Consider the following 22,652-nt stretch of genomic DNA (forward strand, 5'->3'; position numbering starts at 1 on the left):
GTAGGTCGGTTCCCTCTTGTAACAAGAGGCATCCTTAGGCACCATGAGGAGCTATGGAAGAAGGCACTTTGAAGTCACCGACTAACTGCGAAGGCACCGAGGGCGACGCGTTCCAGTGGGACACGCGCGAGGACTGCGAAGTACGCCAGATTCTCGACCGGGTGGCCGACAAGTGGTCGCTGCTCGTCATCGCGCTGCTCGACCGGCGTACGCTGCGCTTCACCGAGTTGCGTCGCAAGATCGACGGGATCAGCCAGCGCATGCTGACCGTGACGCTGCGCCAGCTCGAACGCGACGGCCTGGTCAGCCGCACCGTGCATCCCGTGGTGCCGCCCCGCGTCGACTACGCGCTCACGCCGCTGGGCGCGACGCTGCACGAGACCATCCAGGCGCTGGTCAGCTGGACCGAGCAGCACCAGAACGAGATCGCCGCCGCCCGTGCCGACTACGACCAGCGTGCCGACGTCGAGCAGTCGCTTCAGCGGGCCTGACGCGGCTGCCTGGACATACCGACCGAGGCCGGGGCGGTCTCGGTGAAGCCGAACTTCTCGTAGAGGAACTTCGCGTCGCCGTCGGCGATGAGCGAGACGTAGGCCGTGTCGGGCATGTGGGACTCGATCCTGGCCACCAGCGCGCTCATGATCAACCTGCCGAGGCCGCGTCCTTGGTGCTCGGGCAGCACGCAGATGTCGACGACCTGGAAGTGGCAGCCGCCGTCGCCGATGATCCGGCCCATGCCGACGGGCTCGTCGCCCAGGTAGGCGAGCACGCTGTGCCAGCCGCCCGCCAGGCCGAGCGCGGCGGCCTCGGCGGACTTGTCGCTCAGCCCCGACGCCGTGCGCAGCCCGCGATAGACCTCGACCGACGGCGTCCCGGCTCTCACCTCGTATGACACGCGGTCGAGGATACCGATTCGGATAGCGTGCGCTTCCATGAGCGAGCAGTGGAGCGAGATCGGCGATCGGGTCTATGTACGCAGGCACGAGTCGTTCGACCTCAATGTCGGTCTTGTCGTCGGGGATGGCGGCTGCCTGGTGCTGGACACGCGTATGTCGCACCGTGAGGGCGCCGATCTGGCCGACGCCGTGCGCCGGGTGACCGCGCAGCCGTGGACGGTGGTCAACAGCCATCACCACTTCGACCACGTCTTCGGCAACGCCGTGTTCAGGCCGGCGCCGATCTGGGGTCACGTGCGCTGCGCCGAACGCGTGGCCGGGCAGGGCGAGGAGATGAAGGCCGAGGTCGCGGCGGCGATGCCGGAACGGCGCGGCGAGGTGGAGGAGGTGGAGATCGTGCCGCCCGACCACACCTTCGCCGACTCGGCCACGATCGAGATCGGCGGCAGGCCGGTCCACCTGCGTTTCTTCGGACGCGGTCACACCGACAACGACATCGCCGTGCACGTGCCCGACGCCGGTGTGCTGTTCGCCGGAGACCTGGTGGAGGAGGGGGCGCCGCCCTCGTTCGGCGACGCCTTCCCGCTGGACTGGCCGCTGACGGTGGCCGCCATGCTGGCCGCCGTGCCCGACGAGGTGATCGTGCCCGGCCATGGCGCCGTGGTGGACCGGGCGTTCGTACGGGAGCAGCTGGCCGGGTTGACGGCGACGGCCGAGGCGGCACGCCGTGCGTACGCGGAGGGGCCTGGGGGGCGTGATGGGCGTGATGGGCGTGGGGGGCTGGTTCGGGGGGTTCCGTTCCCGGACGACGTCGTCAGGGTGGCGGTGGAACGGGCGTTTCTTCAGCTCGACGGGGGTGCCTGATGTCGGGTCGTCGGGTTGTCGGGTTGTCGGGTCGTTCTGATGGACGGCTCGGCGGGTCTGGTTGATGCGTGATGCCATAGTGCACAATGCACTATGGCCCGAGAACCCGACCTGACCGCACTCACCGTGCTGGCCCTGCTGTCCCTGCGGCCGAGCCACCCCTACGAGCTGCACCGTTTCATCGTCGACACGCACAAGACCTATGTGAAAGGCCTGCCGCGCAGCCTGTACCACGCCGTCGACAGGCTGCTCGGGGACGAGCTGATCGAGGCGCTGGAGACGGAGCGGGAGGGGCGCAGGCCGGAACGCACCGTCTACCGGCTCACCGGCGAGGGCCGGGCCGAGCTGACCAGCAGACTCGCCGCGCTGCTGGCCGACCCCCGATCCGGCTCCCGCGCCCTGCTCGCCTCGCTCTCGCTGGTCGGCTGCCTGCCCATGACCGAGGCCCTGCGTGCCCTGCGCGGCCGGGCGGCCTCGCTCGAAGGCATCGTCACCGCGCTCGAAGGCCACATCCGCGCCGTGCTCGACGGCGGCCTGCCCGCCCTGCTCGTCCTGGAGGTCGACTGCGAGCGCACACTCCGCTCGGCCGAACTGACCTGGGTACGCGACCTGCTGGCCAAACTGGAGGCCGGAGAGCTCGACTGGCCGGACGCCGACCGGCTCCGCCTTCTCGGCGAGGTGCTCGACCGATGACCCGCCCCGCGAACGCCACCCTCCTGGCCGAGGCGAAAGGCATCCTGACCACGACGCCCACCCGTGTCGCGGCAGCCCTCTTCGCCCCCGCCGCTTCCCCCTTGCTGAGTCCACACACTCCCACGGTCGAACACACGCCCACCTCGCTCGCCGTACAGGGCGGCTGGTGGTATCGCGGCGAGTGGAGCGTCGAGCCGCATCCCGAGGGGGCCCTGCTGGTCCACCGGGTGTACAACGTCGCGCAGTGGATGCGCTGGGGGGTGGGCCCGGCCAACCGATTCTTCATCGGCTTCGACACCACGACTCGCTCCGGCTTCGCCGCCACCCTGGAACACCTGGGGGAGGAACTGGGGTGCGGGACCCGGCTGCTTTAGAGCTGTCGTCGCGAGCAGGCGCGGTCAGTTCCGAAGGGCTGCGGCCGACTCCACCAGGCCGGCACGTTCTAGGGCGTCGAGGATGGCCGCGTAGGTCTTGGGGGGTCGGGTCCGGCTGTTGGCGATCTGGTGCACACCGTCTCTCAGGTTGGAGGTGACGATGACTTCCGCGCCGGCTTTGATCGCGGCGGCGAGGACGTGTCGATCGTCTTCGTCGGGGCGTTTGAGGCCCCCGATCAGCTCCTCGTGGCCATCTACCAGGACGCCGGGGATCGCGGCGTTCATGCGTTCGCGGAGGACCGGCAGTTTGTCCTCGGGGATGTCCGGTCGGTTCGCGGTGAGGTTCCGCAGTACTTCATCGAGGATGTCGTTCGTCCAGTGTGCCCGGACCGCGCCGGACTGGGCGATGCGGATGAGCAGGTCGCGAACCTCGTTGCCGTAGAGGACGTTCGCGTCGTAGACCACGACGAAGGCCATCAGTACAGGCCCAGTTCCTCGCTGAGGGCGACGAGATCGTCGGCGGCCTTGCGGCTGTCGGCATCGGTTCGCTGTTTGTAGGCCATGAGGTCCTCGAACAGGATGCGGCGGTGCCGTCCGACGAGCCGGTGCGGAATCTCGCCCGCGTCGACCAGTCCGATGAGGTAGGGCCGTGACACGTTGAGGATGTCCGCCGCCTGCCGGGTGGTGAGCTCGGCGTGGTTCGGCATCGCCGTGACACCGCGTCCTTCGGCGAGCTGCGTGAGCAGGTAGGCGAGCATCGTGACGACATCCCGAGGCAGGACGAGAACCTCGTCCCCCGCCAGCTCCCCGGTGACGCTGATGTCCTCGATGCCGGGGTGGGTCGCCAGATAGTCCTTGATCCGCCGCATCGCACGAGCCGCGTCCTGCGCGTCCACACGGCCGGCATCCAGGGACTTGGGGGTTCGCACGGTCATCGCCACACACTCCTCTCACATGAAGTATGTGCAACAAAAGCAATAAACGCAATCTCGTCGATCTTGCTGGGCTCCGCTGGGGTGCCGGACGCGGCTGCTTTAGACCGGGATCCCGCTGCGGGGAAAGGTCGCCTGGAGGCCGTTGTCGTGGATGGTGATGGTGCCGTTGTGCAGGGTGACGATGTCGCGGGCTATGGCGAGGCCCAGGCCTGAGCCGCCGTGGTCTCGGGCTCTTGCCTCGTCCAGGCGGGTGAATCGGTCGAAGACGGCGTCCCTGTGTTCGGCGGGGATGCCGGGGCCGTCGTCGAGCACCTCCAGGATCGCGTGGTCGCCCTCGGCGCGCACGCGTACGTCGACGGCGGAGCGGGCGTGCCGCACGGCATTGTCGACCAGGTTGGTGACCAGGCGGTCCAGATGCCCGCGCGACCCCTGGACGACCACGTCGGGCGAGACGTCGAGGCGCACGCGTACGCCGGGGCGTGGCTGGGCGCGCAGGGCCTCCTCGACGGCGGCCTGGCCGAGGTCGAGGTCGGTGGCCTGCAGCGGCTCGCCCGCGTCGAGCCTGGCCAGCAGCAACAGGTCGCCGGCCAGCGCCTGCAGTCTGGCGACGTCGGCCAGCGCCTCCCGGGTCAGGTCGCTCGGCCGGGCCAGTTCGAGGCGGGCGCGCAGGGTGGCGATCGGGCTGCGCAACTCGTGCGCGGCGTCGGCGACGAACCTCTTGTGCGTGCCGACGGCCGTCTCCAGGCGGTCGAGTGTGCCGTTGACCGTGGTGGCGAGTGCGGCGATCTCGTCGCCGGACTCGGGCACGGGCACCCGCTGGTGCAGGTCGCGTGCGGTGATGTCGGCCACCTTCGCCCTGATCGCGGCGACCGGAGCGAGCGCACGGCCGACGGAGAACCACGTCATCGCCGCCACCACCAGCAAAAGGGCCGGAACGCCGGGCAGCAGCACGCTGTTGAGCGTGCGCAGCGCCTCCTCGGCCGGAAGGAAGGAGGCCCTGGCCCACACGGTCACCTCCCCTTGCACCGTGTCCACGGTACGGCTGGCCAGGGCGTAGGGCTCGGCGCTCGACCACTCGGCGGGCGGCGCCACGCCGACCACCTCGGCGTGCAGGAAGGCGCCTTCGGGAGCGGGCGTCGCGGTGGTGAGCGTGACGTCCGGGTCGGCCAGGAGGAGCGAGCCCCCGGCGACGGCCGTGCCCTTGCCGAGGGTGAGTGTGGTGCTGGGGGCGATGGCGGAGTACGTCATCGCGAGGGGGAGCGCGGCTTCGGCCTTGCGCGCGGCCTCGGTCGAGGTGCTCGACTCCAGGCTGCCGCGCAGCGCGGCGACCAGCACGAGCGCGCTCACCCCGAGGGCCAGGGCGACGACCAGGGTGGCCGCGATCGTGGCCCGCAACCGTACCGAACCGGCAGAGGCCGTCCCGCTCCGGCGCATCCGTGCTCTCATGAGGTGCATCCCTGGCTCTCCAGGCGGTATCCGGCGCCCCTGACCGTGACCAGCGAGGCGCGCCCGAACGGCAGGTCGATCTTCCGGCGCAGTGCGCTGATGTACACCTCGACGATGTTGGGATCGCCGTCGAAGGAGAAGTCCCAGGCCTGGGCCAGCAGGTCGGCCTTGGAGACGACCTCGCCCTGCCTGCGTGCCAGGCCGTGCAGCACCGCGAACTCCTTCGGCGTGAGTGCGATCTCCACCTCGCCCCTGCGGCACCGCAGTCCGGCCGGGTCGATCGTCAGGTCGCCCACCGTGATCGAGACCGGCCGCTCCCTGCCGCCCCGCCTGACCAGCGCCCTGAGCCTGGCCAGCAGCACCACGTACGAGAACGGCTTGGACAGGTAGTCGTCGGCGCCGGTGTCGAGCGCCTCGGCCTCGTCGTACACGCCGTCCTTGGCGGTCAGCATCATGATCGGCGTCCAGTTGCCCGCTTCGCGGAGTCTGGCGCAGATCGTGTAGCCGCTCATCCGGGGCAGCATGACGTCGAGCACGATGACGTCGTAGGCGTTCTCCGTGGCCATCCACAGCCCGTCGCGCCCGTCGTAGGCGACGTCGACGGCGAAGCCCTCGCCGGTCAGGCCGCCTTTGACCAGGTCGGCCAGGCGGCGTTCGTCCTCAACCAGTAGCACGCGCACGTGCTCAAGGGTGCCTCAGCGCACCTAAAGGGAACCTGAAGATCATTTCGGGTGCGTTCAGCATGGCTTCAGGTGGCGGGGTGCAGGCTTCGAGGCGTTCGATGACCGCAATCTACGGAGGTTTCATGAGCAAGCGCCGCATCCTGGCCCTGAGCGCGGCCTCGGCCCTGCTGCTGATGGGCGTACTGGCCGGGTCGGCCAGCGCCGCCGACGAGCCCAAGGGCACGTCCGACCTGGTCTGCACCACCAGCGACGGCAAGACGCTGACATTCGCCGAGGCCATCCCCGCGCTCCCGCTGGAGGGCGAGGGCTCCCTGCACAAGGTCGGCGCCGACGACAAGAGCGTCGCCGAGCTGTCGATCACCAAGGTGGCGCCGGGCGAGGCGGGGCTCACGTTCGAGTCCGGCGGCGAGAACTCCTTCGCCGAGGCCGTGCCCGCCCTGCCCACCGACGCGCCGGAGCCGGCCGAGCCCGGCCTGGTGACCTCCGCGGTCGAGGTCGCCCCCGCGGGCGCCGTTGCCGTGGCGAAGATCGTCAAGCTGGAGGACGGCAAGACCGAGGCCGTCACCATCACCTGCAAGTGAGCCCCACCGCCTGCCGCACCGGCCACGGGGGTCGGTACGGCAGGCGGCCCGGAGCCGCCGAGGCCAGGCCATGCTCACCCGAGCGCCTCGGCGTCCCGACACGGGTACGGCGTGCGCCCCGCGCAATGCGGAGCGCACGTCGTCTCGACGTCCTGAACACGGATGCGGAGCGCAGGCCGCATTCGCCTCCTGACACGGGTACGGCGTGCGCCCCGCATTACGCGGGGCGCACGCCGTACCTGTGACCGCCTGAGGATCAGGACAGCTTGCGTGATGCCTCGTCGGCCTTGTCGGAGAGCTTGTCCCCGGCCTTGTCGATCGAGTCGGCCACCTTGTCGCGGGCCTTGCTCGCCGACGCGCCGACCTTGTCGGCCGTGTCGGAGATCGCGCCTCCGGCCTGGTCGGCCTTGTCGCTGACCCACCTCGACGCATCGGCCGCTGAGTCCTTCATGTGGTCGGTCCACTGCTGGGCGTTCCGCCGGTAGAAGGCGAATCCGACGGCTCCGACCGCCAGGCCCGTCAGCAGCACGATGACCGGCCAGCGCCTCGACTTGGCGGGCGTGGGGTCGATCTTGCCTGCGGCCTGGACGAGCAAGGCGCTCACCTTCGGCGCCAGTTGGTCCTCCACGGCGTGGGCGGCTCCTTCGAGCCGCGGCGCAGCCCAGTATCGGGCATCCTCAATGCGGTGCGCGGCTACATCCTTGGCGTTGTTCGCCATTGGCGCGAGCCGATCTGCGGCTCGCATGAACTGGGCCTTCATCTGGCCCATCCGCGTGTCGGGAACTTCTATGACCACGCGGCGTTTCCTGAGTGACAGGGACACGACGACCTCCCCTGGTGTTGGGGCCCCGCAGGCACCCCTTCCCGCCCGAACGCGGCTCAATCATGACCAGTCGTGGGAGGATGCTCGTTGGGCCTACCGCCCGTAGTCAGGAAAACACCACAAATCAACCCTGTGCATAGAGGGGGCAGCGCTCTCGTGGCTGAGAAGCTGATCGCAAATCTGACGACAAACCGGGGCACGATCAAGGTCGAGCTCTTCCCGAACCAGGCGCCGAAGACCGTGCGCAACTTCGTCGAGCTGGCGGAGGGCACGCGCGAGTGGACCCACCCGGGCACCGGCGTCAAGTCCAACGACAAGCTTTACGACGGCACGGTCTTCCACCGCGTCATCAGCGGCTTCATGATCCAGGGCGGCGACCCGCTCGGCGAAGGCATCGGTGGCCCCGGCTACGCCTTCGACGACGAGATCCACCCCGAGCTGTACTTCAACCGCCCCTACCTGCTGGCCATGGCCAACGCCGGTATCCAGATGGGCAAGGGCACCAACGGCTCGCAGTTCTTCATCACCGTCGTGCCGACGCCGCACCTCAACGGCAAGCACAGCATCTTCGGTGAGGTCGTCGAGGGCCAGGACATCGTCGACGCCATCGCCAAGACCGAGACCGACCGCCGCGACCGCCCGACGGAGCCCGTCGTGATCGAGTCGGTCACGATCGAGCGCGTCCAGGCCTGACGGGGACCCGCAGCTGAAGTGTCGCGCCGCGCCCCATCCGTCGCGATGGGGCGCGCGCACATCCCCGTGTACGGCCTAGGCTGGCAGTCAGTGGACAGCGCAGTCGAAGGGGCCAGATGACCAGCCAGCCTCCCACCCCGCCCGGCCAGCCAGGCGCTGAGGCGGTGCCGACCTGCTACCGCCATCCAGGCCGTGAGACCTGGGTGCGCTGCCAGCGGTGCGACCGGCCGATCTGCCCCGACTGCATGCGTGACGCGGCCGTGGGCCACCAGTGCCCCGAATGCGTCGCCGAGGGCAACAAGGGCGTGCGCCAGGCGCAGTCCGTCTTCGGTGGCTCGGTCGTGACCAAGCCCTATGTGACCTACACCGTCCTCGGCCTCGTCGCCGCGGTGTTCGCCCTGCAGTTGCTGTTCGGCGGCGGGGTCACCAGGGCGTTGTCGCTCATCACGTTCTTCGTGGCCGACGGCGACTACTACCGGCTGCTCACCAGTGCGTTCGTGCACGACACGGGCCTGTATCTGCACGTGCTGTTCAACGCCTGGGCGATCTGGGCGATCGGCCCCTATCTGGAGCGGGCTTTCGGGCACGCCAAATTCGCGGCCCTGTACGTGCTGAGCGCGCTCGGCGGCTCGGTCCTGACGTACTGGCTCGGGCCGCTCAACGCCGAGACCGTCGGCGCGTCGGGCGCGGTGTTCGGCCTGTTCGCGGCGATCTTCGTCGTCGGCCGCAAGATGAAGATCGACGTGCGGGGCATCGTCGTCATCATCGTGCTGAACCTGGCGCTGACCTTCGTGATCCCCGCCATCTCCGGCATCGGGATCAGCTGGACGGGCCACGTCGGTGGTCTGGTCACCGGCGGGCTGGTGTCCTTCGGCCTGGCCTACGCCCCCAAGAGCAACCGGACCGCCGTGCAGGCGGTGGTGCTCGTGGGAGCCTTGGCCTTGCTCGTGGTCCTCACGTTGATCAGGACCGCGGCTCTCGTCGGCTAGCCCGTGACCGGGCTGTGGAAAGAGCTAGCGCCAGCGGGTGGAAAGCACCACGCCGAAGATGATGAAGGCGAACCCGATCCCCAGGTTCCAGTTCCCGAGTGTGCCGATGAACGGCGTGCTCGGCGCCACGTAGTAGACGGCGATCCACAGGATGCCGATGATCCACGCGACGACCATGGTCGGGGCCAGCCACCGCGGGCTGATCTTGACCTGCTGCGTCTTCTGCGGCGGAGTGTAGACCGCCTTCTTGCGAGCCTTGGGCTTGGGCACTGAGATAACTCCCGCTGGGGGCCTGGGCCATCCGGATCGTCCACAGGCTGTTGACGCTGGTAAGGATAGTCGCCACGCGCGGGACATGGCGATCCCTGACGGCACACGCTCTCGCGCTTACCCTGGCCGGGTGAGGGCATTGTTGCGAGGGTTCGGTGAGTTGAGCGTCACGGCGGGGGTCGTGCTCCTGCTCTTCTGCGCCTACCTGCTGTGGGGCACCAGCGCCTACACCGAGAGCCAGCAGGTCCTGCTCCAGCGCGAACTCGCCGCCGAGCCACCTGCGAAGACCGGCCTGGACCGGATCGAACTGGGCAAGGCCGTGGCCCTGATCCGCATCCCCAAGCTGGGCAAGGACTACCAGTACGCCGTCGTCGAAGGCGTCGACCAGGAGCATCTGAAGAAGGGACCGGGCCACTACCCGGGTACCGCGATGCCCGGCAAACTGGGCAACTTCGTCCTGTCCGGACATCGGACGACCTATGCCGCGCCCTTCAACCGGATCGACGAGCTCGCCAGGGGCGACGAGATTGTCGTGGAGGCCCGCGAGGCGCGATACATCTACCGCGTCACCTCGCAGGACGTCGTCGAGCCGGACGAGATCGAGATCATCGCCCCGGTGCCCGGCAAGCCCGACATCTCGCCGATCCGATCGATGATCACCCTGTCGACCTGCCACCCCGAGTACTCCGCCGCCCAGCGGCTCATCGTCTACGGCGTGCTGAAGTCGTCGCAACCCAGGAAGGTGTGAGGCGTTGTACGGCTGGATCTGGCGGACGCTGCCCGGAGGCACGGGCGTACGGCTGGCCGCCTGCCTGGTGCTGCTGGCCGCCGCGGGAGCCGTACTCTGGTATGTCGTGTTCCCCCTGATGGAGCCGGCGGTGACGCTGGACGAGGTGACCGTGAGGCGATGAGCCGCATTCTCGTCGTGGACAACCACGACAGCTTCGTGCACACGATCGTGCAGTATCTCCGTGTGCTCGGCGCCGACTGCGACGTGCGGGCGCGTGACGCGGTGACGCTCGCCGACGCCGACGCCTTCGACGGCGTGCTCGTCAGCCCGGGCCCCGGCACCCCGCAGGCCGCGGGCGTCAGCCTGCCGCTCGTACGGCACGCCCAGGAGCGCGGTCTGCCGCTGTTCGGCGTCTGCCTGGGGCATCAGGCCATCGCGGTCGCCTACGGCGGTGTGGTGAGCCGGGCGCCGGAGCTCATGCACGGCCGTACCAGTGCGATCCATCACGAAGGCGCGGGCGTCTTCGCCGGTCTGCCCTCGCCGGTCACCATGACCCGCTACCACTCCCTGGCCGTCGAGCCGGACAGTGTGCCGGCCGAGCTGGAGGTGACGGCGCGCACCGCCGACGGCGTCATCATGGGCCTGCGCCACCGCACGGCGGCCGTCGAGGGCGTGCAGTTCCACCCCGAGTCGATCCTGTCCGAGCACGGCCACCGGCTGCTCGCCAACTGGCTGACCCGGACCGTGTAACGCCGGGGGCGACACCGCCGACTACCAAGTGAGCGTTCCCGCTGTCGCCCCCGAGCAGCGGGAACGCTTCTTTCATGCCCGGGTGCCCCGAACATGACGAAGGCCCCCTTCTCGCTGGTGCGGGAGAAAGGGGCCTTGGCCGGGACGTGCTACTCGCCCAGGTCGCCGGGCTCGCCCTCGCCGAGTTCGCCGCCGCCACCGTCGTCGGTGGGCGGGGGCTCCTCGGTGCCGGGGTCGGTCGGCGGCTCGGTGGTCGGCTCGATCGTGGGAGTGGTGTCGGGGCCGGTGGAGACGACGATGGTGATGGTCGTCTTCTGGTTCTGCTTGCTCCCGGCCTCGGGGCTCTGCGCCACGACCGTGCCGACGGGCTGGTCGCTCGCCGTCTCCTGGACCTTGGCGTTGAAGCCCTCCTGCTTGAGCAGCTTGACGGCCTCCTCCTGGGTGAGGCCCACCACATTGGGCACCTCGACCTGAGCCTTGGGCACCAGGATCTTGATCGTCGCGCCCTTGTCCGCCTTGGCGCCGGCCTTGGGCTTGGTCTCCAGGACCTTGCCCTGCTCACGGCTGGAGACGATGGGACTGATGCTGGACTCGAAGCCCTTGTCCTTGAGCACCGCCTGCGCCTCTTCGACCGACATGCCCGCGACGTCCGGCACGGTGATCTTCTCGACGCCCTTGGAGACGACCAGCTTGACCGTGCTGTCCTTGGCCACGTCGAGCCCGGCCACGGGGTCGGTGCTGACGATCGCACCCTTCTCGATCTCGTCGTTGTAGGCCTCTTCGACCGTCCACTTCAGCCCGGCCTTGGTCAGGCTGGCCTCGGCGGCCTTCTGCGTCTGCGACACCACGTCGGGCACCTTGACCAGCGCCGCGGCCTTCGTGCCCGGCGAGCTGAAGAAGTAGTAGCCGACGGCGATGAAGGCGCCGATGATCAGCAGCGGGATCAGGATCCACGCGGCCGTCTTCAGCGCCTTGTTGCCGCCGCCCTGCTCGGCCCGGCGCCGCGCGGCCCTGCCGCCTCCGCCGTCGTCGGGGCCGTACTCGTAGGGCGGGATCGCATTGGTGCGCTGCGTCGCGGGCCCGGCGGCCGCGGCCTGCATCGTGCGGGTCGCCGAGCCGTAGTTGTTGCTCAGCGCCATCGTCTGCGCGTCGACCGGCATGCCGGACATCGCACGCTGGATGTCGGCGCGCATCTCGCCCGCGCTCTGGTAGCGGTGCGCCGGGTCCTTGGCCATGGCCTTGAGCACGATGGCGTCGGCCCAGTGCGGGATCTCCGGGTCGATCTGCGAGGGCGGGATCGGCTCCTCGCGCACGTGCTGGTAGGCGATGGCGACGGGGGAGTCGCCGGTGAACGGCGGCTGGCCGGTCAGGAGTTCGTAGAAGACGCAGCCGGTGGAGTAGATGTCGCTGCGCGCGTCGACCCGCTCGCCTCGCGCCTGCTCGGGCGAGAGGTACTGGGCGGTCCCTATCACCTGCGCGGTCTGCGTCATGGTGGCGGCCGAGTCGGCCATGGCCCTGGCGATGCCGAAGTCCATCACCTTGACGTCGCCCGCGCGGGTGATCATCACATTGGCGGGCTTGATGTCGCGGTGCACGATGCCGCCGCGGTGGCTGTAGTCCAGGGCGCGCAGGATGCCGTCGACCAGCTCGGCCGCCCGCTCGGGCAGCAGCCTGCGATCGGCCCTGAGCAGGTCGCGCAGCGTGCGGCCGTCGACGTACTCCATCACGATGTAGGGCACGGTCGTGCCGTCGGTGACGTCTTCGCCGGTGTCGTAGACCGCCACGACGGCGGGATGGTTCAGCGAGGCGGCCGACTGGGCCTCACGCCTGAACCTCGCCTGGAACGTGTGGTCCCTGGCCAGATCCTGGCGCAGCGTCTTGATCGCGACGATGCGGTCCAGCCGGATGTCTCTTGCGCGATACACCTCGGCCATGCCGCCGCGCCCGACGACACCGTCGAGCTCGTAACGACCGCCGAGAAGTCGGGGCTGAGTCATTTCCTGCACTGTCCCTTATCGTTGCTCATCGCCGCTTACCGTTCGTCATCGCTGTGCGGTGCCGTGTCCGCCGCTGTCCATCATCGACCCCCTGACGCATCACGTCTCCTCGTTCGGTGGGTTCGTGTCCCCCGGGTCCGGAGTGGCACTTGTCGTCGGAGTCGGGGTCGGGCTGGGACTTGGTGTCGGGGTGGGCGTGCTCGTCGGGGTCGGGGTCGCTGTCGGCGTCGGGCTCACCGTGGGAGTGGCCGTGCTGCTTACGGTAGCCGACGTCGAGGGTAGCGGCCGAGCCGACTTCACCGGAACCATCGGCAGTCTGCTGGCGGGCGGCCTGGTTCTCGGCGCCTTGGTGGTCGTGGTGGTGGCCGGGGCGGTGCTGGGCTCGGCCGGGCTGGCGGCCGGATTCTGGCTCGCCTGCCAGAGCACGACGCCCCCGAGCCCCACGGCCGCCACGCAGCCTGCCGTGGCCATCAGCACCGTGGCCCTCCTGCCCGCGCGGCGCCTGCGCGGCGGCGTGTGGCCGAACTGCGGCTCCCCGACCGTCGTCGCCGCGCCCGGCGCCGCCTCGGTCGTGCTCGGCGTCGTGGCGGCCCGCTGGGGCTCGCGTACACGGAAGCCTGACGGATCGGTGAGCATGCCGAGGTCGGCGGGCACGCCGCGGGTGATCGACTCGCGCAGCGCGTAGGCCCGCTCGGCGATCTCAAGCGCGCTGCCCGGACGGCTGCCCGGGTCCTTGGCCAGCATGCGCATCACCAGGTCGGCCACGGCGGGCGGCACGTCGCCGAGCAGCGGAGGCGGCGGGTCGTTGAGGTGACGCAGCGCGATGGCGACCTGGCTGTCGGCCTGGAAGGGCGCCTGGCCGCGCAGGCATTCGTAGATCACCACGCCGAGCGAGTAGAGATCGGTCGCGGGGGTCAGGGTGAGGCCCTGTGCCTGCTCGGGGCTGACGTACATCGCAGTGCCGAACACCGTGCCCGTCTGGGTGACGGAGGCCGCCTCCATGACCCTGGCGATGCCGAAGTCGGTGACCTTGATCGTGCCCGTGGGGGTGACCAGCAGGTTGCCCGGCTTGACGTCGCGGTGGATGATCCCCGAGCTGTGCGCCGCGTGCAGGGCCTTGGCGCTCTGGTAGAGCACGTCGAGCGCCACCTCGGCCCCGAGTGCGCCGTTGCGCACCAGGATGGCCGACAGCGGCTCGCCCGCGACCAGCTCCATCACCAGGTAGGCCAGCTCCTCCTGCTCACCGTAGTCGAAGACCTGGGCGATGCCGGGATCGGCGAGCCCGGCCGTGATCCGGGCCTCGGTACGGAAGCGGGCGCGGAAGGCGGGGTCGGCGGCGACGTGCTGGCGCAGCAGCTTGACCGCGACCTCGCGGCCGAGCAGCTCGTCCTTGGCACGCCAGACCTCGCCCATGCCGCCCGCGGCGATCCTGGAGACCAGGAGGTACCTGTTGCCGAGCAGGGTGGAGGGGGAGGTCATACCGTCCCCCAACGGTTGAAAGCGGTCATCGGTTCAGCACCGCGCGTGTGACGGTGCTCACCGCTTGAGCACCGCCTCCATGACCGACTTGGCGATGGGGGCGGCCGTGTGACCGCCGGTGGCGTCGTTGCCCGCCGCGCCGGACTCCACGATGACGGCGATGGCGACCTCGGGGTCGCGCGCGGGCGCGAACGCCATGAACCAGGCGTGCGGCGCCTGTCCGCGCACGGTCTCGGCGGTGCCGGTCTTGCCCGCGACCTCGACGTTGTCGATCTTCGCGGCGCCCGCGGTGCCGTTGTTGACGACGCTGAGCATCATGTCGCGCAGCTTGGACGCGGTGTCCTCGCTGACCGCCTCCGACAGCTCGCTGGGGTCGGCCTCCTCGACCGGGTCGCCCTTGGAGTCGGTGATGTTCTGCACCAGGTACGGACGCATGACCGTGCCGTTGTTGCCGATGCCGGCCGCGATCATCGCCATCTGCAGCGGCGTCATCTGGTTGCTGCGCTGGCCGATCGACATCATCGCGAGCGCGGCGGCGTCCTCTTCCTTGCCGATGTCGCTCGCCGCCACGCCCATGGGGATGGAGAGCGGCTCGCCGATGCCGAAGCGGTCGGCCTGCTCCTTCATCTTGTCGTAGCCGAGGTCCATGGCGATCTTGCCGAACGGCGTGTTGCACGAGCGCTCAAGGGCGAACACCAGCGGCACCTGGCCCGCGCCGCACGCCGATCCACCGTAGTTGGGCAGTCCGGCCGAGGTGTTGGGCAGGTCGAGCACCTGAGGGGCGGGCACGACGGTCTGGGCGTCGCGGCTGGAGTCGTCCTCCAGGAAGGCCGCGGTCGTCAGCACCTTGAACGTCGAGCCGGGCGCGTACGTCCGGTCGATGTTGCGGTTGAGCAGCGGCTGGTTCTTGTCCTTGGCCAGCTTGTCGTAGGCCGCGAACACGGAGCCCTTGTCGGTGCCGGACAACGTCTGCGGGTTGTACGTGGGCAGCGAGACCATGGCCAGGATCGCACCGGTCTTCGGGTTGAGCGCGACGACGGCGCCCTTCTTGCCCACGCCCTTGAGCGCGTCGTACGCGGCCTTCTGCGCCCTGGGGATGATCGTCAGGGCGACGTTGGCGCCTCTGGTCGGCTCGCCGGTGAACAGGTCGATGCTCCGGCGCAGCAGCAGGTCGGCGCTGGAGCCGTCGAGCAGCCTGTTGTGCGCGCGCTCGATGCCGGACTCGCTCTCGGGGGAGAAGAAGCCGGTGATGTGCGCGTAGAGCTCGGGATCGGTGTACTCGCGCAGGAAGCGGAAGTCGCCCTTGGTCTCGACCGACTTGGCCAGCACCTGGTCGCCCGCCGTGATCCGGCCGCGTTCGACCTCGTAGCGCTCGAAGAAGTTGCGCTTGTTGCGCGCGTCGTCGCGCAGGCTCTCGGCGCGTACCCCTTGCAGCCAGTTCACATTCACCATGAGCAGGCCGAACATGAGCAGACAGGCGAGTGCCGCGCGCTTCAGGGGGCTGTTCATCGTTGGAACACCTGTGTCAGTCCCTCGTCCTGGATGGCCTGGGGCGCGGGACGGCGCGCCACGTCCGACATCCGGATGAGTAGGGCGATCAGAATCCAGTTGGCCAGCAGGGCGGAGCCGCCCTGCGACATGAAGGGGGTGACCAGGCCGGTCAGCGGGATCAGGTTGGTGACCCCGCCGACGATGATGAAGACCTGCCAGGCGAGGATGAACGACAGGCCGCCGGCCAGCAGCTTGGAGAACGGGTCGCGGGCCGCGATCGAGGTACGCAGGCCACGCTCGACGAGCAGCGCGTAGAGCATGAGCAGGGCCATCAGACCGGTCAGCCCGAGCTCCTCGCCGGTCGCGGCGAAGATGAAGTCGGAGAAGGCCAGCGGGATCAGGTCCGGGTGGCCCTGGCCGAGCCCGGTGCCGAGGATGCCGCCCGCGCCCAGGCCGTACAGGCCCTGCATGGTCTGGTAGCTGCCGCCGTAGGCGCGCTCGTAGAACTCGTTGTTGCCGGGGTCGAGCCAGACCTCGAACCTGTCGCCGACGTGGTCGAAGGCCAGGCCCGCGATGTAGGCGCCGCCGACGAACAGCAGGATGCCGATCAGCACCCACGACGTGCGCTGGGTGGCGATGTACAGCATGATGATGAAGGTGCCGAACAGCAGCAGCGAGGACCCCAGGTCCTTCTGCAGGATCAGCACGCCGAGGCTGACGCCCCAGGTGATGAGCACCGGCCCGAGGTCGCGGGCGCGCGGCAGGTCGATGAACAGCAGTCTGCGCCCGGCCAGCGCCAGCACGTCGCGTTTGGCGACCAGGTAACCGGCGAAGAAGACGACCAGGGCCAGCTTGGCGAACTCGGCGGGCTGGATGCTGAAGCCGCCGACACCGATCCAGATGCGGGCGCCGTTGATCGTGCGGCCGAGGCCGGGCACGAGCGGCGAGACCAGGAGGAACAGCCCGGCGAATCCGGCGGTGTACGTCATCCGCTGCAGCGCGCGATGGTCGCGCAGCACGATCAGCGTGACGGTGAACAGCACCACTCCGGCCGCGGTCATGATGAGCTGGTTGGTCGCGGAGGCGCCCTTCTGGCCCCCGAGTTCGAGCCGGTAGATCATCACCAGCCCGAGGCCGTTGATGATCGTGACCAGCGGCAGGATCAGCGGGTCCGCCCAGGGGGCGAACCTGGCGAGCACCAGATAGGCGGCGAGCATCAGGCCGCCGAGGCTCAAGCCGTAGGTCAGCATCCCCGAGGGGATCTTGTTGTCGATCGCGAGACCGACGTTCGCGTAGGCGCCCATCACGATCAGGACGGCGGCCGCGAGCATGAGGAGCTGCGCCACTCGCCTCTTGGCGGGCAAGGGGACGGGGGAAGCGCTGACCACTTCGTTCATCTAGCGCGACTTGGAAGGGCTCGGGGAAGGGGTGGCCTCGGGTGTCTTGGGCGGCGCCACGACGGGCCTCAGCTGGTTGATGCGCTCGATTCCTTTCTCGGGGGTCTCGACGATGATCCCGCTGCGAACCATCTCCTTGTCGGCGTCGGACAGGGCGTCTATCGACCGGCCCGTGTTCTCCGCCACCTTGAACAGTTGGATCGGTCCCACTGCGCTGTCTATGCCCTGGTAGACGACGATCTCCTCGCCGCTGACCCCGACGAAGTACTGCTCGTCGACCCACTGCAGGCCGAAGTACACGCCGCCGCCGACCAGCACCGCGCCCACGCCGAGCACGGTGACGAGGACCGGCCAGACCCTCCGGCGACGACCCCGCCGCCCGGCCGCCTGGGCGACCGGGGGATCGAAGTCGTCGTCGGAGATCGCCGGTTGCGGCGCGGTGACCGCGCTGGCCCGGCCTGCCGGGGTGTCGGGCGGGCTGTGCCTGACCCTGGTCATACCGGCGGCGCCCACGACGGCGGCGTCGACGGTGGGCTGTGCGCCCTCTCCGACCTCGATGACGTCGGCCACCACACACGTGATGTTGTCGGGGCCGCCGCCTCGGTTGGCCAGGTCGATGAGCTGCCTGACCACGTCGTCGGGATCGTCGAGATTGGACAGCGTGGCGTGCAGCGTCTCCGCGCTCACCACGCCGGAGAGGCCGTCCGAGCACAGCAGGTAGCGGTCGCCGACCTGGGCCTCGCGCAGGGTGAGGTCGGGATCGACCTCTCCGCTGCCGTCGAGCGCGCGCAGCAGGATCGACCGCTGCGGATGCGTGGCGGCCTCCTCCTGCGTGATGCGCCCGTCGTCCACGAGCTGCTGGACGAGGGTGTGGTCGTGGGTGATCTGGTAGAGCTCCCCGCGTCTGAGCAGGTAGGCGCGCGAGTCGCCCACGTGCACGAGTGCGACCTGGGTGCCGTTCCAGAACATGGCGGTGAGAGTGGTGCCCATGCCCTTGAGGCTCGGGTCCCGCCCGACCATCTCGTGCAGCTTGCGATTGGCGTCTCGCACGGCTGCTTCGATGGAGTTGAGCAGGTCACCACCCTGGGGGACCTCTTCGAGAGAGGCCATGGCGGCGATGGCGACGGAGCTCGCCACCTCGCCGTGTGCGTGTCCGCCCATGCCGTCGGCGACGGCCAGTAGGCGGCCGCTAGCGTACGCCGAGTCCTCGTTTCCTTCGCGGAGGAGGCCGACGTCCGAGCGGGCGGCGTAGCGGAGTGCGATGGTCATTTGCGCAATTCAATGACGGTCTTGCCGATGCGGATCGGAACTCCGAGCGGCACCGGGGTCGGACGGGTGACTTTTGAGCGGTCGAGGTACGTGCCGTTGGTCGAGCCGAGATCTTCCACGATCCACTGACCGTCCTGGGGGAAGAGGCGGGCGTGCCGGCTGGAAGCGTAGTCATCGCTGACTACCAGCGTGGCGTCGGTCGCCCTGCCGATGGTGATGGGCGTCTCCGTGAGGTTAATGGTGGTGCCCTGTAAGGGGCCACCGGTCACGATCAACTGGCGTGGCTCCCCCTTCTTCGGCTTTGCCTTTGCTGCCGGTTTGGCGGCTTTGGCGGTTGTGCGAATCGCCGCGGGAGCCGTACGGGATCCGAAGAGGTCCGTGCGGATCACCCCGACTGCGGCAATGACAAAGAACCACAGCACCGCCAGGAAGGCGAGCTTGATCAGCAGCAGCGTGAGCTCGGACATGGACCGTTTGTCTACCTCTAATCGCGCCGGAAAACCAGGGTCGTGCGGCCCAGGGTGACACGAGTGCCATTCTGGAGCTCGATCCTGCGAACCGGCTGGCCGTTGACGAAGGTGCCGTTCGTGGAGCCCAGGTCGACGAGCACGACCTGCTGGCCTTCCACGCGAAGCTCCGCGTGGTGCCGTGAGACCCCGGGATCCACCAGACGAAGATCGCAGTCGGTGCCCCTGCCGAGCAAGGTCACCGGAGTGGTGAGCTCGTAGGAGCGTTCGCCCTGCGGGTCGTCCTGCGTGGACACCAGCAGCCTGGGCCTGCCGCCGAAGGCGTGTGGCCTGGCCGGAGGCAGGTCGCTGACCGGCTGCCTGATCTCGTCCTGTTCGACCGTGGCGCCTCTGATGACGCCGGACCTGATGCGGAACAGGCCGACCGCGAGGTCGCCCGCCGTCTCGAAGCGCACCCGGACCGGTCCGACGAACGAGTAGCCCTGTTCCTTGGCGTACTCCCTGGCGAGGTTGGCCAGCTCGTGACTGATGCTGTCCGCATAGACCTCCAGCCGTTCGCTGTCGGTCGTGGAGAGCTCAACCACGAAGTCGTTGGGCACGAGCGTGCGCCCTTGAGCCACGATCGCCGCGCGCTCGTCCATCTCTCGTTGGACGGCGCTCGCGACCTCGACCGGCTGAAGGTCGGACTTGAACGCCCGCGCAAAGGCCCCCTCAACCAAGCCTTCGAGCCGTCGCTCGAAGCGCTGAAGGACTCCCACCCGGTGCCTCCCTTCATCCCTGCGTTTCCAAGGGGTCAGCTACAGCTTGTCCCCTGCGTGCCTGATGCGATCGTATCCGGGTTCGGTACCACCAGCTCATCCGTGCTACTGTTTCTCCGCACCCAAAAAGGGCGGGTGGCGGAACGGCAGACGCGCACGGTTCAGGTCCGTGTGTCCGAAAGGACGTGAGGGTTCAAATCCCTCCTCGCCCACAACGAAGCCCCGGCTATACGCCGGGGCTTTCTGCGTCCCACAGGACCTGTCGCGTCTCGTGGGACCCATCAGTGCACGTGGTGCGCCCCGGACCGACTGCGTCACATGGGTCAACGTAGTCAGCCGCCTCTCAAGTTAGAAGCCCGTACGGGGCCCAATTTCGCGCCGCAGGGACGCCGTACGGTTTTACCGGGGTCGGCTTGATAGTGACTTTCGTCTCGCTTGCACCTCTGGACCCCCGCGCGTGTCGGGGGCCCAGGGATGTCGTCATCGTCCTGCGATGGCCCGCATGTCGAGAAGTTCGCCCAGCAGGTCGGTCAGGCTCACCATGCCGATCACCGGGCCGCCGGGCCCGGCCGTGACCAGCCCGAGGTGCGCACGCGCCTCCTGAAGGGCCGTGACGGCCTCCTGGACGGCCGTGGTGCACTCCAGACGCGGGAACGGCCTGGCGAGCTCACCGGCCGTCCTGTCGGGCTGTACGACCGCGTCACGGGCGTGCAGGACGCCCTCGACGGACTGCGGGGTGCCGACCAGCAGGCGCAGATGGCCGCTGCGCGCGGCGACGGCCTTGATCCGGCCGGAGTCGGCGTCGGCGGGCACGCTCACGACCTGGTCGATCGGGATCATCAGCGGCTCGATGCCTTCGGCGTCCAGCCGCAGCGCCCGGGTGAGCAGGTCGTGCTCGGTGCGGTCGAGCAGGCCCATCCGCGCCGACTCGCCGACCAGCATGGCCAGCTGGTGCGGCGTGCGCGTGGTGGCGAGCTCGTCCTTCGGGTGCACGCCGAACACGCGCAGTATCACGTTGGTCAGCCCGTTGAGCGAGGCCAGCAGCGGGCGCATCAGCCAGGTGAAGCCGCGGAAGGGCAGCGTCAGCGCCATCGCCGCGGTCTCGGGGTGGGTCAGCGCCCACGACTTGGGCATCATCTCGCCCAGCACCATGTGCAGGAAGGTGACCAGCGTCAGCGCGATGGCCAGCGAGATCGGCACCTGCAGCGACTCGGGCACGCCGACGGCCGCGAACACCGGCTCCAGGTAGTGCTCGATCGCGGGCTCGGTCACCATGCCGAGCCCCAGCGTGCACAGCGTGATGCCGAGCTGCGCGCCCGCCAGCATCAGCGACAGCTGCCTGCCGCCGCCCACCGCCGACTTGGCGGTGATCCTGGTCAGCCTGCTGCCGCCCGACGCCATCTCCTCGAGGCGATGGCGCTTGGCCGAGACGAAGGCGAACTCGGCCGCCACGAACAGCGCGTTGCCCGCGAGCAGGCCCAGGCTGATGAGGATCATCGTCAGCGGGTTCATCGGCTCGCTCCAACGGTCTGGGCCGCCGGGCACAGGCGCACCCACTCGGGCACGCGGCGGTGCAGCGACAGGACGGTCAGGACCGCCTGGTGCTCCTCCTCGGCCTCGGAGAAGGGATCGGTCTCGGGGGTGAAGACGACCGAGACCGTGTCACCGGCCTCCGGCATCCGGCCGAGCCTGGCCAGGACGAGCCCGGCGATCGTGTCGTAGTCGTCGCTCTCGGGCAGTGCGATGCCGGTGGCGCGCTCGATCTCGTCGAGCCTGAGCGTGCCGGGCACGTCCCAGGTGCCGTCCGGCCTGGCGACGACGCCGACGGGCTCGGGGTCGTTCTCGTCGACCAGCTCGCCGACGAGCTCCTCGGCCATGTCCTCGACGGTGATGACGCCCGCCAGGCCGCCGTACTCGTCGATGACCACGGCCATGTCGTCGCCCGCCGTGCGCATGCGCTCCAGGATGAGCGGCAGCGGCAGCGAGTCGGGCACGAGCAGGGCGGGCTTGGTCACGTCGGACACGAGCCTGGCCTCGGGGCCCGCCGTCAGCATCTCGCGCACGCCGGTCACGCCGACGACGTCGCCGTCGGCCCCGACCACGGGGTAGCGGGAGTGGCCGCACTCGCCCATGGCCTCGACCAGCTCGGTGATCGGGTGGTCGGCGCGCAGCAGCACCACGCGGGGGCGCGGGACCATGATCTCCTCGGCGTCGCGGTCGCCGAACTCCAGGGCGCGCTCCAGCAGCTCCGACAGCCTGGGCGGCAGCTCGCCCGCCTGGCTGGACTCGGCGATGATGCGCGAGAGCTCCTCGGGCGTGGCGCCGTGCTCGACCTCTTCGACGGGCTCGACGCCCAGCTTGCGCAGCAGGCCGGTCGCGGCCGTGTCGAACAGCCTGATGACCGGTCCCGCGATCTTGAGGTAGACCAGCGTCGAGCGGGCGAGGAACTTGGCCACGGGCTCGGGCCTGGCGATGCCCAGGTTCTTGGGTGCGAGCTCGCCCAGCACCATCTGGATGACGGTCGCGACGATGACGCCGGTGGCGAGCGAGAGCCCGGTGACCATGGCGGGCGCCAGGCCCGCGTCCCTGAGCCAGGGACCCACGATGGTGGCGATGGCGGGCTCGGCGATGAAGCCGACGAGCAGCGCCGTGACCGTGATGCCGAGCTGCGCGCCCGACAGCATGAACGACAGGCGGGAGGTCACCTGCAACGCCCGCTCGGCGGCGGCGTCACCGGCGGCGGCCTGCTCCCGCAGCAGCGTGCGGTCGGCCGCGACGAACGCGAACTCCTGTGCGACGAAGTACCCCGTCGCCGCGGTGAGGAGGAAAAGGGCCAGAAGGCCGAGATAGGCACTCACCGCAGGAAACTCCCGCGGTTTTCACCAGGACCCGTGCGTTGGCACGGGTAGGTACTCCATGAGTCCGGAGCGGACACGATCTTCCTTTCGACGCAGGTGGTCTTCAACGGTAACGACCGAGGTGGGGTCACTTGTTTCCGGAGTCGGTTTCCGATGATCCGTGTACTTTTCCCTGGTGATTCTTTGGTGAGGGTCATGCACTGGTACCA

At 69.3% G+C, this 22,652-nt stretch carries 27 protein-coding genes and 1 tRNA gene; 12 read left to right on the forward strand and 16 right to left on the reverse strand.

Annotation, left to right across the window (positions count from 1 at the left end; all coding sequences use genetic code 11):
- The first annotated feature begins 53 nt into the window (after positions 1-53).
- Positions 54-491, forward strand: a complete 438-nt coding sequence (locus ACTWNK_RS02445; RefSeq protein WP_474301847.1) for a winged helix-turn-helix transcriptional regulator — start codon at positions 54-56, stop codon at positions 489-491.
- Here ACTWNK_RS02445 and ACTWNK_RS02450 read toward each other — a convergent pair.
- Complete coding sequence (locus ACTWNK_RS02450) at positions 479-895, reverse strand: GNAT family N-acetyltransferase (RefSeq protein WP_474301848.1); 417 nt, start codon at positions 893-895, stop codon at positions 479-481. The two genes, ACTWNK_RS02445 and ACTWNK_RS02450, sit on opposite strands and share 13 nt — an antisense overlap.
- Before the next feature lie 37 nt (positions 896-932).
- Here ACTWNK_RS02450 and ACTWNK_RS02455 point away from each other — a divergent pair, with 37 nt between their 5' ends.
- The 3 genes from ACTWNK_RS02455 to ACTWNK_RS02465 all read left to right on the forward strand — a co-directional run bounded on the left by ACTWNK_RS02455 (position 933) and on the right by ACTWNK_RS02465 (position 2,827).
- The gene (locus ACTWNK_RS02455; protein WP_474301849.1) at positions 933-1,760 is read left to right on the forward strand and encodes an MBL fold metallo-hydrolase; all 828 of its coding nucleotides are present in this window, start codon (positions 933-935) and stop codon (positions 1,758-1,760) included.
- Between the two features lie 93 nt (positions 1,761-1,853).
- On the forward strand, positions 1,854-2,453 hold the full coding sequence (locus ACTWNK_RS02460; protein WP_474301850.1) for a PadR family transcriptional regulator: 600 nt from the start codon (positions 1,854-1,856) through the stop codon (positions 2,451-2,453).
- Positions 2,450-2,827, forward strand: coding sequence for a hypothetical protein (locus tag ACTWNK_RS02465; RefSeq protein WP_474301851.1), 378 nt, complete (start codon positions 2,450-2,452; stop codon positions 2,825-2,827). The genes ACTWNK_RS02460 and ACTWNK_RS02465 overlap by 4 nt, the downstream gene beginning before the upstream one ends.
- A 24-nt stretch (positions 2,828-2,851) precedes the next feature.
- Here the strand turns inward: ACTWNK_RS02465 and ACTWNK_RS02470 are convergent, their stop codons facing one another.
- The 4 genes from ACTWNK_RS02470 to ACTWNK_RS02485 all read right to left on the reverse strand — a co-directional run bounded on the left by ACTWNK_RS02470 (position 2,852) and on the right by ACTWNK_RS02485 (position 5,888).
- Positions 2,852-3,304, reverse strand: a complete 453-nt coding sequence (locus ACTWNK_RS02470; RefSeq protein WP_474301852.1) for a VapC50 family PIN domain-containing toxin — start codon at positions 3,302-3,304, stop codon at positions 2,852-2,854.
- Positions 3,304-3,762, reverse strand: coding sequence for a helix-turn-helix domain-containing protein (locus tag ACTWNK_RS02475; protein ID WP_474301853.1), 459 nt, complete (start codon positions 3,760-3,762; stop codon positions 3,304-3,306). The genes ACTWNK_RS02470 and ACTWNK_RS02475 overlap by 1 nt, the downstream gene beginning before the upstream one ends.
- 99 nt (positions 3,763-3,861) lie before the next feature.
- Positions 3,862-5,208, reverse strand: a complete 1,347-nt coding sequence (locus ACTWNK_RS02480) for a sensor histidine kinase (RefSeq protein WP_474301854.1) — start codon at positions 5,206-5,208, stop codon at positions 3,862-3,864.
- Complete coding sequence (locus ACTWNK_RS02485; RefSeq protein ID WP_474301855.1) at positions 5,205-5,888, reverse strand: response regulator transcription factor; 684 nt, start codon at positions 5,886-5,888, stop codon at positions 5,205-5,207. The genes ACTWNK_RS02480 and ACTWNK_RS02485 overlap by 4 nt, the downstream gene beginning before the upstream one ends.
- Positions 5,889-6,013: 125 nt before the next feature.
- On the opposite strand from ACTWNK_RS02485, the gene ACTWNK_RS02490 reads away from it, so the two are divergent.
- Positions 6,014-6,472, forward strand: coding sequence for a hypothetical protein (locus ACTWNK_RS02490; protein WP_474301856.1), 459 nt, complete (start codon positions 6,014-6,016; stop codon positions 6,470-6,472).
- Between the two features lie 256 nt (positions 6,473-6,728).
- Here ACTWNK_RS02490 and ACTWNK_RS02495 read toward each other — a convergent pair whose 3' ends face one another.
- A complete protein-coding gene (locus ACTWNK_RS02495) occupies positions 6,729-7,100 on the reverse strand; it encodes a hypothetical protein (RefSeq protein WP_474301857.1) in 372 nt (123 codons plus the stop codon).
- A 3-nt stretch (positions 7,101-7,103) separates the two neighbouring features.
- On the opposite strand from ACTWNK_RS02495, the gene ACTWNK_RS02500 reads away from it, so the two are divergent.
- The 3 genes from ACTWNK_RS02500 to ACTWNK_RS02510 all read left to right on the forward strand — a co-directional run bounded on the left by ACTWNK_RS02500 (position 7,104) and on the right by ACTWNK_RS02510 (position 8,977).
- Positions 7,104-7,286, forward strand: coding sequence for a hypothetical protein (locus ACTWNK_RS02500; RefSeq protein ID WP_474301858.1), 183 nt, complete (start codon positions 7,104-7,106; stop codon positions 7,284-7,286).
- 165 nt (positions 7,287-7,451) lie between these two features.
- Complete coding sequence (locus ACTWNK_RS02505; protein WP_474301859.1) at positions 7,452-7,988, forward strand: peptidylprolyl isomerase; 537 nt, start codon at positions 7,452-7,454, stop codon at positions 7,986-7,988.
- 116 nt (positions 7,989-8,104) lie between these two features.
- The gene (locus ACTWNK_RS02510; protein ID WP_474301860.1) at positions 8,105-8,977 is read left to right on the forward strand and encodes a rhomboid family intramembrane serine protease; all 873 of its coding nucleotides are present in this window, start codon (positions 8,105-8,107) and stop codon (positions 8,975-8,977) included.
- 24 nt (positions 8,978-9,001) lie between these two features.
- Here ACTWNK_RS02510 and ACTWNK_RS02515 read toward each other — a convergent pair whose 3' ends face one another.
- Positions 9,002-9,247, reverse strand: a complete 246-nt coding sequence (locus ACTWNK_RS02515) for a cell division protein CrgA (protein WP_474301861.1) — start codon at positions 9,245-9,247, stop codon at positions 9,002-9,004.
- A 130-nt stretch (positions 9,248-9,377) separates the two neighbouring features.
- Here ACTWNK_RS02515 and ACTWNK_RS02520 point away from each other — a divergent pair, with 130 nt between their 5' ends.
- Genes ACTWNK_RS02520 through ACTWNK_RS02530 form a run of 3 tightly spaced genes read left to right on the forward strand, consistent with a single transcriptional unit; the run spans position 9,378 to position 10,727 of the window.
- Positions 9,378-9,995, forward strand: a complete 618-nt coding sequence (locus tag ACTWNK_RS02520) for a class E sortase (protein ID WP_474301862.1) — start codon at positions 9,378-9,380, stop codon at positions 9,993-9,995.
- 4 nt (positions 9,996-9,999) lie between these two features.
- The gene (locus ACTWNK_RS02525) at positions 10,000-10,158 is read left to right on the forward strand and encodes a hypothetical protein (protein ID WP_474301863.1); all 159 of its coding nucleotides are present in this window, start codon (positions 10,000-10,002) and stop codon (positions 10,156-10,158) included.
- On the forward strand, positions 10,155-10,727 hold the full coding sequence (locus ACTWNK_RS02530; RefSeq protein WP_474301864.1) for an anthranilate synthase component II: 573 nt from the start codon (positions 10,155-10,157) through the stop codon (positions 10,725-10,727). Before ACTWNK_RS02525 ends, ACTWNK_RS02530 begins: the two co-directional genes overlap by 4 nt.
- A gap of 149 nt (positions 10,728-10,876) precedes the next feature.
- Here ACTWNK_RS02530 and pknB read toward each other — a convergent pair whose 3' ends face one another.
- The 7 genes from pknB to ACTWNK_RS02565 all read right to left on the reverse strand — a co-directional run bounded on the left by pknB (position 10,877) and on the right by ACTWNK_RS02565 (position 19,585).
- Positions 10,877-12,724, reverse strand: coding sequence for a Stk1 family PASTA domain-containing Ser/Thr kinase (gene pknB, locus ACTWNK_RS02535; RefSeq protein WP_474301865.1), 1,848 nt, complete (start codon positions 12,722-12,724; stop codon positions 10,877-10,879).
- Between the two features lie 99 nt (positions 12,725-12,823).
- Positions 12,824-14,203, reverse strand: a complete 1,380-nt coding sequence (locus tag ACTWNK_RS02540) for a serine/threonine-protein kinase (protein ID WP_474301866.1) — start codon at positions 14,201-14,203, stop codon at positions 12,824-12,826.
- Positions 14,204-14,260: 57 nt separating this feature from the next.
- Positions 14,261-15,712 (reverse strand): peptidoglycan D,D-transpeptidase FtsI family protein, encoded by a 1,452-nt coding sequence (locus tag ACTWNK_RS02545; RefSeq protein ID WP_474301867.1) that lies wholly within the window; start codon positions 15,710-15,712, stop codon positions 14,261-14,263.
- Entirely contained in the window at positions 15,709-17,091 is a 1,383-nt protein-coding gene (locus ACTWNK_RS02550; protein WP_474301868.1) for an FtsW/RodA/SpoVE family cell cycle protein, read from the reverse strand. Before ACTWNK_RS02550 ends, ACTWNK_RS02545 begins: the two co-directional genes overlap by 4 nt.
- The gene (locus ACTWNK_RS02555) at positions 17,092-18,360 is read right to left on the reverse strand and encodes a Stp1/IreP family PP2C-type Ser/Thr phosphatase (protein WP_474301869.1); all 1,269 of its coding nucleotides are present in this window, start codon (positions 18,358-18,360) and stop codon (positions 17,092-17,094) included.
- A complete protein-coding gene (locus ACTWNK_RS02560; protein ID WP_474301870.1) occupies positions 18,357-18,827 on the reverse strand; it encodes an FHA domain-containing protein FhaB/FipA in 471 nt (156 codons plus the stop codon). The genes ACTWNK_RS02555 and ACTWNK_RS02560 overlap by 4 nt, the downstream gene beginning before the upstream one ends.
- Positions 18,828-18,844: 17 nt before the next feature.
- The gene (locus ACTWNK_RS02565; RefSeq protein ID WP_474301871.1) at positions 18,845-19,585 is read right to left on the reverse strand and encodes an FhaA domain-containing protein; all 741 of its coding nucleotides are present in this window, start codon (positions 19,583-19,585) and stop codon (positions 18,845-18,847) included.
- Positions 19,586-19,714: 129 nt separating this feature from the next.
- Here ACTWNK_RS02565 and ACTWNK_RS02570 point away from each other — a divergent pair.
- Positions 19,715-19,797: transfer RNA gene (locus ACTWNK_RS02570), tRNA-Leu, on the forward strand.
- Between the two features lie 268 nt (positions 19,798-20,065).
- Here the strand turns inward: ACTWNK_RS02570 and ACTWNK_RS02575 are convergent.
- Both ACTWNK_RS02575 and ACTWNK_RS02580 read right to left on the reverse strand, forming a co-directional pair.
- On the reverse strand, positions 20,066-21,097 hold the full coding sequence (locus tag ACTWNK_RS02575) for a hemolysin family protein (RefSeq protein WP_474301872.1): 1,032 nt from the start codon (positions 21,095-21,097) through the stop codon (positions 20,066-20,068).
- Positions 21,094-22,443 (reverse strand): hemolysin family protein, encoded by a 1,350-nt coding sequence (locus ACTWNK_RS02580; protein WP_474301873.1) that lies wholly within the window; start codon positions 22,441-22,443, stop codon positions 21,094-21,096. Before ACTWNK_RS02580 ends, ACTWNK_RS02575 begins: the two co-directional genes overlap by 4 nt.
- Positions 22,444-22,652 lie beyond the last annotated feature (209 nt).

This window comes from Nonomuraea sp. IBHARD001 (assembly GCF_056106265.1).

Coding starts and splice junctions, on each gene's coding strand:
- pknB (WP_474301865.1), bottom strand. CDS start 12,724: ATGACTCAGCCCCGACTTCTCGGCGGTCGTTACGAGCTCGACGGTGTC.
- ACTWNK_RS02475 (WP_474301853.1), bottom strand. CDS start 3,762: ATGACCGTGCGAACCCCCAAGTCCCTGGATGCCGGCCGTGTGGACGCG.
- ACTWNK_RS02575 (WP_474301872.1), bottom strand. CDS start 21,097: ATGAACCCGCTGACGATGATCCTCATCAGCCTGGGCCTGCTCGCGGGC.
- ACTWNK_RS02470 (WP_474301852.1), bottom strand. CDS start 3,304: ATGGCCTTCGTCGTGGTCTACGACGCGAACGTCCTCTACGGCAACGAG.
- ACTWNK_RS02480 (WP_474301854.1), bottom strand. CDS start 5,208: ATGAGAGCACGGATGCGCCGGAGCGGGACGGCCTCTGCCGGTTCGGTA.
- ACTWNK_RS02555 (WP_474301869.1), bottom strand. CDS start 18,360: ATGACCATCGCACTCCGCTACGCCGCCCGCTCGGACGTCGGCCTCCTC.
- ACTWNK_RS02560 (WP_474301870.1), bottom strand. CDS start 18,827: ATGTCCGAGCTCACGCTGCTGCTGATCAAGCTCGCCTTCCTGGCGGTG.
- ACTWNK_RS02540 (WP_474301866.1), bottom strand. CDS start 14,203: ATGACCTCCCCCTCCACCCTGCTCGGCAACAGGTACCTCCTGGTCTCC.
- ACTWNK_RS02530 (WP_474301864.1), top strand. CDS start 10,155: ATGAGCCGCATTCTCGTCGTGGACAACCACGACAGCTTCGTGCACACG.
- ACTWNK_RS02545 (WP_474301867.1), bottom strand. CDS start 15,712: ATGAACAGCCCCCTGAAGCGCGCGGCACTCGCCTGTCTGCTCATGTTC.
- ACTWNK_RS02460 (WP_474301850.1), top strand. CDS start 1,854: ATGGCCCGAGAACCCGACCTGACCGCACTCACCGTGCTGGCCCTGCTG.
- ACTWNK_RS02550 (WP_474301868.1), bottom strand. CDS start 17,091: ATGAACGAAGTGGTCAGCGCTTCCCCCGTCCCCTTGCCCGCCAAGAGG.
- ACTWNK_RS02445 (WP_474301847.1), top strand. CDS start 54: ATGGAAGAAGGCACTTTGAAGTCACCGACTAACTGCGAAGGCACCGAG.
- ACTWNK_RS02455 (WP_474301849.1), top strand. CDS start 933: ATGAGCGAGCAGTGGAGCGAGATCGGCGATCGGGTCTATGTACGCAGG.
- ACTWNK_RS02465 (WP_474301851.1), top strand. CDS start 2,450: ATGACCCGCCCCGCGAACGCCACCCTCCTGGCCGAGGCGAAAGGCATC.
- ACTWNK_RS02510 (WP_474301860.1), top strand. CDS start 8,105: ATGACCAGCCAGCCTCCCACCCCGCCCGGCCAGCCAGGCGCTGAGGCG.
- ACTWNK_RS02490 (WP_474301856.1), top strand. CDS start 6,014: ATGAGCAAGCGCCGCATCCTGGCCCTGAGCGCGGCCTCGGCCCTGCTG.